Source organism: Pseudomonas sp. PSKL.D1 (assembly GCF_028898945.1).
Classification (GTDB): Bacteria; Pseudomonadota; Gammaproteobacteria; order Pseudomonadales; family Pseudomonadaceae; genus Aquipseudomonas.
The window spans coordinates 3,154,723-3,166,744 of the sequence record NZ_CP118607.1 but is presented as its reverse complement, the minus strand read 5'-3'; the positions used below and the strand labels follow the sequence as shown (position 1 = coordinate 3,166,744).

At 61.8% G+C, this 12,022-nt stretch carries 12 protein-coding genes; 3 read left to right on the top strand and 9 right to left on the bottom strand.

What is annotated here, in order from left to right:
* The first annotated feature begins 31 nt into the window (after positions 1-31).
* Both PVV54_RS14110 and PVV54_RS14105 read left to right on the top strand, forming a co-directional pair.
* Positions 32-448 carry a VOC family protein gene (locus PVV54_RS14110; RefSeq protein ID WP_274905842.1) on the top strand — a complete coding sequence of 139 codons (417 nt, stop codon included), beginning with the start codon at positions 32-34 and terminating at the stop codon, positions 446-448.
* Between the two features lie 212 nt (positions 449-660).
* Complete coding sequence (locus PVV54_RS14105; protein WP_274905841.1) at positions 661-2,340, top strand: MFS transporter; 1,680 nt, start codon at positions 661-663, stop codon at positions 2,338-2,340.
* Positions 2,341-2,447: 107 nt separating this feature from the next.
* Here PVV54_RS14105 and PVV54_RS14100 read toward each other — a convergent pair whose 3' ends face one another.
* From PVV54_RS14100 to PVV54_RS14075, 6 genes are all read right to left on the bottom strand, one after another.
* Complete coding sequence (locus tag PVV54_RS14100; RefSeq protein ID WP_274905840.1) at positions 2,448-3,017, bottom strand: hypothetical protein; 570 nt, start codon at positions 3,015-3,017, stop codon at positions 2,448-2,450.
* 37 nt (positions 3,018-3,054) lie between these two features.
* Positions 3,055-3,441 (bottom strand): VOC family protein, encoded by a 387-nt coding sequence (locus PVV54_RS14095; protein ID WP_274905839.1) that lies wholly within the window; start codon positions 3,439-3,441, stop codon positions 3,055-3,057.
* 223 nt (positions 3,442-3,664) lie between these two features.
* A complete protein-coding gene (locus tag PVV54_RS14090) occupies positions 3,665-4,663 on the bottom strand; it encodes a transketolase family protein (RefSeq protein ID WP_274905838.1) in 999 nt (332 codons plus the stop codon).
* Positions 4,660-5,508, bottom strand: coding sequence for a transketolase (locus PVV54_RS14085; RefSeq protein ID WP_274905837.1), 849 nt, complete (start codon positions 5,506-5,508; stop codon positions 4,660-4,662). The genes PVV54_RS14090 and PVV54_RS14085 overlap by 4 nt, the downstream gene beginning before the upstream one ends.
* A gap of 22 nt (positions 5,509-5,530) precedes the next feature.
* Positions 5,531-6,829: an MFS transporter gene (locus PVV54_RS14080; RefSeq protein WP_274905836.1), complete on the bottom strand. Its 1,299-nt coding sequence runs from the start codon at positions 6,827-6,829 to the stop codon at positions 5,531-5,533.
* A 75-nt stretch (positions 6,830-6,904) separates the two neighbouring features.
* Positions 6,905-7,654, bottom strand: coding sequence for an SDR family NAD(P)-dependent oxidoreductase (locus tag PVV54_RS14075; protein ID WP_274905835.1), 750 nt, complete (start codon positions 7,652-7,654; stop codon positions 6,905-6,907).
* 140 nt (positions 7,655-7,794) lie between these two features.
* Here PVV54_RS14075 and PVV54_RS14070 point away from each other — a divergent pair, with 140 nt between their 5' ends.
* A complete protein-coding gene (locus PVV54_RS14070) occupies positions 7,795-8,706 on the top strand; it encodes a LysR substrate-binding domain-containing protein (protein WP_274905834.1) in 912 nt (303 codons plus the stop codon).
* Positions 8,707-8,800: 94 nt separating this feature from the next.
* Here the strand turns inward: PVV54_RS14070 and PVV54_RS14065 are convergent, their stop codons facing one another.
* From PVV54_RS14065 to PVV54_RS14055, 3 genes are all read right to left on the bottom strand, one after another.
* Complete coding sequence (locus tag PVV54_RS14065) at positions 8,801-9,553, bottom strand: DUF6708 domain-containing protein (protein ID WP_274905833.1); 753 nt, start codon at positions 9,551-9,553, stop codon at positions 8,801-8,803.
* An 11-nt stretch (positions 9,554-9,564) separates the two neighbouring features.
* A complete protein-coding gene (locus tag PVV54_RS14060; protein ID WP_274905832.1) occupies positions 9,565-10,917 on the bottom strand; it encodes a hypothetical protein in 1,353 nt (450 codons plus the stop codon).
* 181 nt (positions 10,918-11,098) lie between these two features.
* On the bottom strand, positions 11,099-11,953 hold the full coding sequence (locus PVV54_RS14055; protein WP_274905831.1) for a LysR substrate-binding domain-containing protein: 855 nt from the start codon (positions 11,951-11,953) through the stop codon (positions 11,099-11,101).
* Positions 11,954-12,022 lie beyond the last annotated feature (69 nt).

Below are 12,022 nucleotides of genomic sequence, written 5' to 3'. Positions count from 1 at the left end.
CCGCGCCACTGCCCACACAAGGAGACCCGGCATGCGACCTTTCCACATCAAGCACATCGACCACCTGGTATTGCGCGTCAGCAACCTGGAGCGCAGCGTGGCTTTCTACCGTGACCTACTGGGGTGCACCGTCAGCCGGGTACGTGAAGACCTGGGCATGGTCCACCTGGCCACCGGCACTGCCATGATTGACCTGGTTACCCTTGATGGCCCCTTGGGCAGTGCGGGTGGTGCCGCGCCGGGCAGCGAAGGGCGCAACCTGCACCACTTCTGCCTGCGCGTCGAACCGTTCGACGAACCGGCGCTGACGACCTACCTGCAAGCGGCCGGGATCAAGGTGGAGCCTGCCGAGAGGCGCTATGGTGCCGAGGGGGAGGGCCTGTCGCTGTATTGCTTCGACCCCGACGGCAATCAGGTCGAGCTCAAAGGGCCGGTGCCGACCGCGTGATGCACTGCCGTTTGGGGTGATGGCATTCGGCGATGCTGGCAAGTGGATATCTTGCCAAAGCCGATTATGCTTCAGTTGACCTTGCTGCGATCCGAGGCGGCCTGCCTCGTCGTGCTTCGCGCAACCAATGCAAGCCCTAGGGCCTGGGGTGCGACGGTACGTGTGGGTGTGAGGTACTCCGGCCTGCGATAAAAACAAGACGGAGACAACCCATGGCGATAACCGACAGCGCATCCACGGGCAGTAGCGCGCCCCAACGGGGCATCACCAAGGAGGAGCGCAAGGTCATCTTCGCGTCCTCCCTGGGCACCGTGTTCGAATGGTACGACTTCTACCTGTATGGCTCGTTGGCGGCCATCATCGCCAAGCACTTTTTTGCCGGTGTCAACGAAACCACCTCGTTCATCTTTGCCTTGCTGGCGTTTGCGGCGGGCTTTGCCGTGCGGCCATTCGGTGCCATCGTGTTCGGCCGCCTGGGCGACATGATCGGGCGCAAGCACACCTTCCTGATCACCATCGTGATCATGGGTATTTCCACCGCGGTGGTGGGGTTGCTGCCCAGTTACGCGACGATCGGGGTCGCGGCACCGGTCATCCTGATCACCCTGCGCCTGCTGCAGGGCCTGGCGCTGGGCGGTGAGTATGGCGGTGCGGCCACCTATGTGGCCGAACATGCACCCAAAGGGCGGCGCGGGTTTTTCACCGCGTGGATCCAGACCACCGCCACATTGGGGCTGTTCCTGTCGCTGCTGGTGATCCTGGCGTGCCGCACGGCGCTGGGCACCGAGGCGTTCGAAGCCTGGGGCTGGCGCATTCCGTTCCTGCTGTCGATCATCCTGCTGGCGATTTCGGTGTACATCCGCCTGCAGCTCAACGAGTCGCCGGTGTTCATGAAAATGAAGGCCGAGGGCAAGGCGTCGAAGGCGCCGCTGACCGAGTCGTTTGGCCGTTGGGACAACCTGAAAGTGGTGATCATGGCGCTGCTGGGCGGCACGGCCGGGCAGGCGGTGGTGTGGTACACCGGGCAGTTCTATGCGTTGTTCTTCCTGCTGCAGATGCTCAAGATCGACCCGCAAACCGCCAACCTGTTGATTGCCGGGTCGCTGTTGATCGGCACGCCGTTCTTCATCTTCTTTGGCAGCCTGTCAGACCGCATCGGCCGCAAGAAGATCATCATGGCCGGCTGCATCATCGCGGCGCTCACTTACTTCCCGATCTTCAAGGCGCTGACCGAGTACGGCAACCCGGACGTGTTCGTTGCCCAGGAGCAAAACCCGGTCGTGGTGGTGGCCGACCCTGCCCAATGTGCGTTCCAGTTCGACCCGGTGGGCAAGGCCAAATTCACCAGTTCCTGCGACATCGCCAAGAGCCTGCTGGCCAAGCGTGCCATCCCCTACGAGAACCAGGCGGCCGAGCCGGGCAGTGTGGCGCAGATCCGCATCGGCGAACGGGTGATCCCGAGCTTCGAGGGCAGCGCCCTCGCGGGGGCGGACTTCAAGGCCCAGAGCGATGCCTTCACGGCCACCCTGGGCGGTGCGCTGAAAGAAGCGGGCTACCCGGAAAAAGCCGACCCGGCGAAGATCCACTACCCGATGGTGCTGTTGCTGCTGACCATTCTGGTGATCTACGTGACCATGGTTTACGGGCCGATCGCCGCGTGGCTGGTGGAGCTGTTTCCGGCGCGCATCCGCTACACCTCGATGTCACTGCCGTACCACATCGGTAACGGCTGGTTCGGCGGCTTCCTGCCGACGGTGGCGTTTGCCATGGTGGCGGCTACCGGGGACATCTATTACGGGTTGTGGTACCCGATCGTGATTGCGGTGATGACGGCGGTGCTGGGGATTTTCTTCCTGCCGGAAACCAAGGACCGGGATATTAACCATGCCTGACCTGGCGTAAGCAGGTCAGGCCTCTTCGCGGCTAAAGCCGCTCCTACAGGTAAAGCGCAGGCCCTGTAGGAGCGGCTCTAGCCGCGAAGAGGGCGGCACAGGAAAACTCAACCGAAATAGCCCCGCAGGCTAAAGGCATACCCGGTATCCACTCCCTTGGCCTCACCCCGGCTCCAGCGCTTCTTCATCACAAACTCGAACGCCGGCTCGTACAGCCCATCCCGAACCACCGCCCCACCCAGCACCTCAACGTCATACCAGCCATTTTCAAGCTCGATGATCGGCCGCCCCGGTACTTGATAACGGGCCATCAAGTCGCCCAGTGTCTTGTTGGTGAAATGCTGCAGGATGCGCCAGGTGTACAGCATCACGGCGCGGTTCTCGACATGCAGCACGTAACCATTGCGCCGATGCTTGAGGCGGCTTCCCGCTTCCAGTAGCGCGGGTGTGTAGTCGTCGAGGGTGAACAGGATGCGGTAGGGCAGGTTATCGACCCCGGCCAATGGCAGCACCACCCCCTCGCGCACGGCTTTGTCACCGCTGTCGTTGTGGGTGAATTCATAAGCCAGGTCGTCTGGCAGGTCATTTTCGTGTTTGAACGTTTCAAGCAGCTGGATATCGCCCAGCAAAAAATAGTCGACCAGGTCGTTGAGGACTTCGCTGAATTCGTGGCGCATTTGTTTTCCTTGTTATCGCGCACAGGGGCGGTTCGGTTCAGTGTTTCTGGGCGATTTGTATCAGGTTTCCGCATGTGTCGTCGAATACCGCGACAGTGACCGGGCCACGGTTGGTTGGCTCCTGGGTAAACTTGACGCCCGCCTTGCACAGGCGCGTGTACTCCGCCTGGATATCGCGCACGCCAAAGGAGGTGGCCGGGATGCCGTCCTGGCGCAAGGCTGCCTTGTAGGTTTTGGCGGCGGGGTGGATGTCAGGCTCCAGCACCAGTTGCACGCCGTTTGGTTCATGCGGAGAGGTCAGCGTGAGCCAGCGGTGCTGGCCCAGCGGGATGTCGTCCTTGGGCTCAAAGCCAAGCACGTAATGGTAGAAGGCCAATGCCTTGGCCTGGTCGTCAACGAGAATGCTGGTGACAACGATCTTCATGGATGCACACCGTTATTGCTGTTGTTTATCCATGAGTAAAGCCGGTTTGAGCGGTTTGACCAGGCAGTAACGCGGCCATGTGGGAGCGGCCTTGTGTCGCGAAAGGGCCGCAAAGCGGCCCCGGCAATATCGGCTGCGAAGCTGAAGTCTGGGGCTGCTGCGCAGCCCTTTCGCGAGACGAGGCCGCTCCTACAAAGGCCCGGTTGGTACTGTGGTAACTAGCCTACAACCAGCCTTTGATCTGCCGCGCCACCGCCTCGGTGGAAATCCCGTACCGCTCATGCAAGGTCGGTAACGCACCGGCATCGAGGAATGCATCCGGCAGGGCGATCTGGCGGAAGGTCGGCGTTACTCCGTTGCGCAGCAATACCCCGGCAACGGCTTCCCCCAGCCCGCCGATGATCGAATGGTTCTCGGCAGTCACCACCAACCGCCCGGGCTTGCGGGCTTCAGCGAGGATCGTGGCTTCATCCAATGGCTTGATGGTAGGTACATGCAGCACCGACACATCCACACCGTCCCTGTGCAACTGCTCAGCGGCCTCCAGTGCACGCATGGTCATCAGGCCGCTGGCGATCACCAGCACATCGCGCCCGCCGCGCACCACCTGCGCCTTGCCCAGCTGGAAGCGATAGTCATAGCGGTCCAGCACCAACGGTACATTACCGCGCAGCAGGCGCATGTACACCGGGCCCTGGTGGGCCGCGATGGCCGGTACCGCCTGCTCGATTTCCAGGGCATCGCAGGGGTCGACCACCATCAGGTTGGGCATGGCGCGCATGATCGCCAGGTCGTCAGTGGCCTGGTGGCTGGGGCCGTACCCGGTGGTCAGGCCGGGCAGGGCACAGACGATCTTGACGTTGAGGTTTTCCTCGGCAATGGCCATGCAGATGAAGTCGTAGGCGCGCCGTGAAGCAAACACCGCGTACGTGGTGGCAAACGGCGTCATGCCTTCGCGGGCCATGCCGGCGGCGGCACTCATCAACAGTTGTTCGGCCATGCCCATCTGGTAGAAGCGCTCGGGGTGGGCCTTGGCGAAAATGTGCAGGTCGGTGTACTTGGACAGGTCGGCGCTCAGGCCCACGATGTCCTGGCGCTGCTCGGCCAGCGCGGCCAGCGCATGGCCAAACGGTGCGGGCCGGGTGGGTTGGCCTTCGGCGGCAATCGAGGCGATCATCGCCGAGGTGGTCAGGCGTTTGGTGGGTGCGGTCTGGCTGTTCATGCGTGGCTCCCGGCGTCCAGTGCTTGCAGGGCAAGTGCCCATTCGTGTTCGTCCACACGGATGAAGTGGGTTTTGTCGCGGTTCTCGAGAAAGGGCACCCCCTTGCCCATGCGCGTGTCGCAGATGATCACCCGGGGTTGCGGTGCCGTGTGTGCCCGGGCCTGGTCGAAGGCCTTTACCAGCGCTTCGAGGTCATTGCCGTCTACCCGCTGCACATACCAGCCAAAGGCCTGCCAGCGCTCGACGATCGGCTCGAAGGCCAGTATCTCGCTGGAATGGCCGTCCGCCTGCTGGTTGTTGACGTCGATGAGGGCGATCAGGTTGTCGAGCTTCCAGTGGCTGGCGGACATCGCCGCTTCCCAGGTGGAGCCTTCGTTCAGCTCGCCGTCTGATAACAGGTTGTACACCCAACTGCCCGATTGCTTGCGCTTCAGGCCCAGGCAGGCACCTACGGCAATTCCCAGGCCGTGGCCCAGCGAGCCCCCGGTGATTTCCATGCCGGGGGTGTAGGCGGCCATGCCCGACATGGGCAGGCGGCTGTCGTCGCTGCCGTAGGTTTCCAGTTCTGCTTCGGGAATGACCCCGGCTTCGATCAGCGCGGCGTACAGGGCAATGGCGTAATGGCCGATGGACAGGTAGAAGCGGTCACGCTGCTCCCAATCGGGGTTGGCCGGGTCCAGGCGCAGGGCATGGAAGTAGGCCACGGCCAGCAGGTCGGCGGCGCCAAGTGCCTGGCCAATGTAGCCCTGGCCCTGAACCTGGCCCATGCGCAAGGCATGGCGACGGATGTTGTGGGCGCGCGCAGCCAGAGGCCGCGCACCCGGGGTAGCGGGTACGGCATTCATGGGGGTGACTCCTTGTGAGGAATTAACGGTTGACCAGGCTGGCCGGTACGCGGAACACCAGGGTTGCGCCAAACACCAGCACGCCGGTGATCAGGTACATGCCGATGGCGTTGTTGCCCAAGGTGCTGGTGAGCCAGCCGATGAGAAAGGGCGAGCAAAACCCGGCCAGGTTGGCGAAGCTGTTTACCGCTGCGATCCCGGCGGCCGCAGAAACACCACCCAGTAGCGTGGTGGGCAGCATCCAGAACAGCGACGAAGCCGACAAAATGCCGGATGCCGCCAGGCACAAGCTGAGAATCGACAGGCTAAGGTGGCTGGCGAACACCGCCGCCAGGCTCAAGCCCAGGGCGCCGGCCAGCATCGGCACCGCCAGATGCCAGCGCCGTTCGCGGTGGCGGTCGCCGCTGCGCCCGGCCAACAGCATGGCGCCGATGGCACACAGGTAGGGCAGGCTGGTGAGCAGGCCGATGTGCAACGGCTCGCTGACGCCGGCATTGCGCACCAGGGTCGGCAGCCAGAAGGTGATCGCGTACTGGCCCATGACCACGCAGAAGTAGATGCCCGCCAACAGCCACAGGCGCCGGTCGCGGATGAAATCGGCCACCGAACCGTGCTGCACCTTGTGTTGTTCGTCTTCGGCCAGCTCCTTGCGCACCAGCGCCTTTTCGTCATCATTGAGCCAATGGGCCTGGTCGACGCCGTCCTTGAGGTAGCTGAGCACCAAAATGCCGACCAGCACCGTGGGCACTGCTTCCAGCACGAACATCCACTGCCAGCCGGCCCAGCCATGCACCCCGGCAAAACGCTCCATGATCCAGCCCGACAACGGCCCGCCGACCATGCCCGACAGCGGGATGGCGATGAACCACAAGGCGGTCATCTTCGCCCGCCGGTAGGACGGGAACCAGTACGTCAGGTACAGCAGCAGGCCCGGCGCAAGCCCCGCTTCGGCCACACCGAGGAAAAACCGCAGCACATAGAACTGCCAGGCCGTTTCGACAAAGGCGAACAGTGCCGAAATGATGCCCCAGGTGATCATGATGCGGGCGATCCAGCGCCGCGCGCCTACCTTGTGCAAGATGATGTTGCTCGGCACCTCGCACAGGAAGTAGCCAATGAAAAACATGCCGGCGCCCAGGCCATACACGGCTTCTGACAGCGCCAGGTCGTCCATCATCTGCAGTTTGGCGAAGCCGACGTTGACCCGGTCGAGGTAGGCGCACAGGTAACACAACATGAGAAACGGCATCAGCCGCCAGGCCGTCTTGCGATAGGCATTGCTGCGCGCGGCCGTGGCCGCGTCGAGGGCTAGGGTGGTCATGTCGATCTGATCTCTTGTTGTTATCGATTGCCCCGCCGGGGCGGGGCTCAGATGCGAAACATCGGGGTGCAGCGGTCAGTGGATCAGCATGCCCCCGTTGACGTCCAGCGTGATGCCGGTCAGGTAGCTGGACAAGTCGCTGGCCAGGAACAGCGCCGCATTGGCCACATCGCGGGCCTCGCCCAGGCGGCCCAGGGGGATGCCCTCGATGATGGCATGGCGACGCTCATCCTGCATGAGGCCGCCGGTGATGTCGGTGTGGATCAGCCCCGGGGTGATGGCGTTGACGCGCACATTGTCCGGCCCCAGCTCACGCGCCATGGCTTTGCCCAGGCCGAGCACGCCAGCCTTGGCGGCGCTGTAGTGCGGGCCACCGAAAATGCCGCCGCCGCGCTGGGCCGACACCGACGACATGCAGATGATGCTGCCCGAGCGCTGGGCACGCATGCCTGGGATCACCGCCTGGGACATCAGCAAGGTGCCGCGCAGGTTGACGTCAAGGATGCGGTCGTAGTCCTTGCCCGTGATCTCCAGGGTTTTTACCGGCTGCGTGATGCCGGCATTGTTCACCAGCACATCGATGCGGCCAAAGTGAGCCAGCACCTGTGCCACGGCATCACGCACCTGGGCTTCATCTGCCACGTTGGCGGCCAGGCCCAGGTGGCCAGTGCCAAGGTCGGCGGCGGCCTGGGCGGCGGCATCGCGGTCGAGGTCGAGGATGGCCACCTTGGCGCCGTGGGCGGCAAAGGCCTGGGCAGTGGCGCGGCCGATTCCGCGGGCAGAGGCGGCGCCGGTGACGATTGCAATCTTGCCTTCGAGTAGCATGGGCAGTGCTCCATTGATTGTTGTTGTGAGCAGGGGTTCAGGCAGAACCGATGGGCACAGCTTGGTACTCGGGCGGGCACTGGGCAACGCAGTGCCTTTCAGCCTATGCTGAAAAAAATTCAGCACTGGCTAGGAAAACCATGAAACACGAACCGGGCAAGAAGCCCTTGCAGTTACCGCCGCTGAAAGCGATTCAGGCCTTTGAGCAGGCTGCACGCTTTGGCAACGTGGCCCGTGCCGCCGAACAGTTGAACCTCACGCCATCGGCGGTGAGCCACCAGATCGCCAACCTGGAGGCATTGATTGGGCGGCCGTTGTTCTTGCGCACGGCCAAGGGCGTCAACCTCACGGCCGCGGGCGAGCAGTACCTGCGTGAGGTGTCCGGCATTCTGCAGAGCCTGGCCGTGGCCACCGAACGTGCCGGCAGCGCCGTGGGCTTTGACTGCCTGCGCCTGCACTCGGCGCCAAGCTTTGGCCTGCTCTGGCTGCTGCCGCGGCTGGAACAGTTCCGCGCCAGCCACCCGGACATCCAGATCAACCTGTCCTGCTCCTACGAGGCCTTGCACTTTGGCCGCCACCAGATCGATCTGGACATCCGCCACGGCTACCCCAACTGGCCCAGCCTGGAAGTGCGCACCATCCGCCACGAGCGCGCCACGGTGCTGGCGGCCCCCAGCCTGCTGGCACGCCAGCCGATTCGGGGGGCGGGCGATTTGCTGGGGCAGAACCTGATCCTGTCGGAGTCGGCGCTGGTGCAGTGGCCGCAGTGGTTTGCCCAGCAGGGGGTGTCATTGCCGCAGGCGCCGTTCGCCTTGAGTTTTGACCGGTCGTACATGAGCCTCGAGGCCGCCAGCCATGGGTATGGGTTTGCGTTGGAGAGTTCGTTGCTGTCCCAGGACTATGTGGCCCGAGGGCAGTTGGTACCGGTGTTTGGTGAGGACCAGGCCAGCCCGGTGAGTGCCCATCACCTGGTGTTTCCGCGCGGGCATGCGGAGTTGCCACGGGTGCGGCGGTTTCTGGAGTGGGTGCAGGGGGAGTTGGGGCATGATTGAGGTGGGGGCAACTGTTGAGCGGGCGCAGCCTCTGCTTTCGTACGCTGCGCCCGTTATCTCACACCACCACCCACAGCTTATGCCGGGCTACTGATCAAGGAGCGGTCCTGGACTCCAGATCCATTTCAGCTGGCCACCCCACCTTCGGCGCCAGGCGCAAGGCAAATTCGCACCACAGGACATCATTGTGATCCTTGGGTGGGCCTGGTGGCGGCAGCGCTGAAGGGCCTTCCTGCATGTAGGTGCAGATGTAGGCCCACGTCTCAGGGTCGGCATCCATTGTGCTGAGTTGGAAGCGGTCAATAACGTTGTTGGTACCCGGTTCAACGATGGAGAGGACTACGCCCCAGCTGAAGTAAGCGCCACCGTTCATTGCACCGGCGCGTGACCAGCGTTCCGCGCGGACTTGGGACCAGTCGTAGCTTACGGGGCGCACTTCCCATTTTTCGAAGGGGTTCCACCATCGGTAGTGAAAGTTGTAGGCGTAGATTTTTTGGCGGGCGCGATTGAAGCGGATGGGTTCGTCGCGTGGGGGGGAAGTGCCCATCTTTAGTGCGACGGCCACTCCCCAAACGCCCACGGCTAATGCAAAAGTTCCTGTCGGTATGTGTGAGTAATCAGGAATAAAAAAACTTTCATAGATTGATTTCGGCATGGGAAGTAATAAGAAGCCGGATATCACGCTTATGAACAACAAAAGTCCTCTGTAGGCAAGTGTTTTCCTAGGTATTTCCAAGTAGGCGTCGGTCTGGTTGTTTGGTGTTTTTCTGCCAAGGAATCCGGGAGTTTGAGTTATTTCCCAAGGCGCATTGAGGTCTTCCTTCCAGGCAGGGCAAGGCGGAGTCAATTTAGGTCGCCTCATAGTACCACCCTTCTCATGTTGTTGATCTCGTCGTGTTTATTGGTGATTTTTGCATATCCCGATTGGTCGTGACTGTCTGGCCAATAGGTGAAGGAAAGGTCGATTGCATTAATCGTATGGTCGTGTGTGAGGGGTAGCGCCACTTGGATATTAAGCGTCTTGCTTTCGGGGTGAACATTGATTCGTGGTGTTATTTCTGCTGGTGATGTGGAGAAAGTGTCAGAAATACGCGTGGCGGTAAGTGTGAGTTGTTCAGGGCTGTCGCTACTGCCATCAATGACGATAGGGCCTCCATACGAGCCGCCTTGATAAAGGGTCAGTTGCCATTCGTATCGTGAGTCTTCACGCGTGAAATGGGGGGCGGTGATGTTGAGGACGAGCATGAATGCTGCCGGCACGGCAGTGTGGTCGCCAAGAGCAATGCCCAGTGCCCCGGGGCTATGGGTACTTGAATCCTGCATGAACTGAATATTGATCGAAGCCTCAGCGCTGACTCCGAGTGATGCAGCGTTTAACTCGCCAATGGCTGAATCCAGATCCGATGGGTTAAGCCAGCGGCGATGTTCAGTCGGTAAACCCCACTTGGTTCGTCGAGCCCAAAGCTCCGTCAAGGATGATTCCGTCTTTTTCGCAGTAGAAGCAAGACCGTATGCGGCGAGGCTAAGCGTAACGGCGATAACAATAGGTGCTAAAGCGAATCCGGTTGCTGCAGCAAAAATTGCTGCAATTGCAGAGAGGGTCGATAACCCCACGCCTACGTTGTAAAGTCTTTTCGATATTGTGTCGCCTTGCTTTTCAGTCCGCATGGCGGCGAATCTGAATAACACTGCATCCATAAAACCCGCCGTCGCGGCAACTGCCGCCCCGAACCGCACCAGACTTTCCCCCAACGACACCGTTACTCCAACGCCGGGCCACTTCAGCTTTGGCTGTAACAGCTTGATTGCAAAACCCGTCGTCTCAACACTGGCCCCGATCAAACCAATCGACGATGACCAGATCGCCGCCAGGGCCTCGGGATTGTCCTGCGCCCCTTGCTGCAGCGCCTCATAGTTCCTGCGCAACCCGTCCTGATGAAACCAGAGAATCCCCAGCGCCATCATCAACCCCGCGCTGTTGGTATTGGTCGCCGCCCCGCGCAAGCTGCGCATCCCGTCACTGGCCAGGGTGCGCGCTGCCTCGGCACTGATCATCACGCCTTCGGTGGCCCGTAACGCCCCGCGCTGCAAGGTATCCGCGGTGCGCAACAGCAGGATGGGCAGGCCGGAACGCTCGCAGGCCATGCAGCCGAAGTCGGGGTTGGGCAGTTCCTCGCGGATGAGGATGTCGACCAGTTTGCTGAAGTTCATGGGTAGCTCCTTGCCGGGGTTGAAAACCATGTGCCAAACCCTAACGAGGAATGCATTCACCGAGGAGCTTCGGGCTTCCCAAAATGCTGTAGGAAAATTCGACTTGTGTGCTTGGTTGCCCTCGGACTCTGCCTTTTCGCTGACTAAGCCCGTTTCTTCAAGGGTGGGGAGCACCCATGATTCAGCACGCCATCCCCAGAAAACTATCAATCACCTGGCTCCCCAACCGCTCGGTCAAACAATACACATACGTCTCGGTAAACACCGGATCCCCCTCAATGCGTATCGCCTTGAGCCGTGGCCCTGGCACGAATTCGGCCTCCGATACCACGCCCAGCCCAATACCTCGCGCAACCGCTTCACGCAGCGCCTCGCGGCTGCCGATATCCATGAGCATGCGTGGGGAGACGTCACGCTCGTGCAACACCCGCTCGAAGGCTGCCCGGGTAGTCGAGCCCTGCTCACGGCGCAGCATGGCCTGGCCCTGCAGCGCCTCCAGGCGCACGCTGTGGTGTTTGGCCAGCGGGTGGTCGATGTGGGCAAACAGGATCACCGGATGGCGGGCGTACAGCACGGAATGGAACGCGGGGTCGGGATGCAGCCCGGCCAGCACCCCCACATCGATCACGTAGTTTTCAAGGTCTGCCAGCACTGAGGCGGAGTTTCCGATGCGGATGGACAGGTCGATCTGCGGGTAGGCACGGCGGTAGGCATCGACCATCTCGATCACATGAAACGGCCCCACGGCGCCCAGTTGCAATTGCCCTCGGCTTAAGGTGCCAGCGTCGCGCAGCAGGCCGCTGGCTTCGGCCTCAAGGGCCAGCAATTGCTGGGCGAGCGGCAGTAACTGGCGGCCAACAGTTGTCAGCTCGATGCGCCGGCCGCGGCGGTGGAACAGTTCAAGGTTGTGCTGGCGCTCCAGGGCTTGCACCTGGGTAGTGAGGGTCGGTTGACTCAGGCCCAGCGCACGGGCGCCTGCACTGAAACTGCCATGCCGGGCCACGGCGAGGAAGGCGCGCAGCTTGCTGTTGGACATCCATAGATCCTTTCAATGCTTTAGCCAGTAAACGCATATTGAATCGATGGCATGACGTTCACATTACCG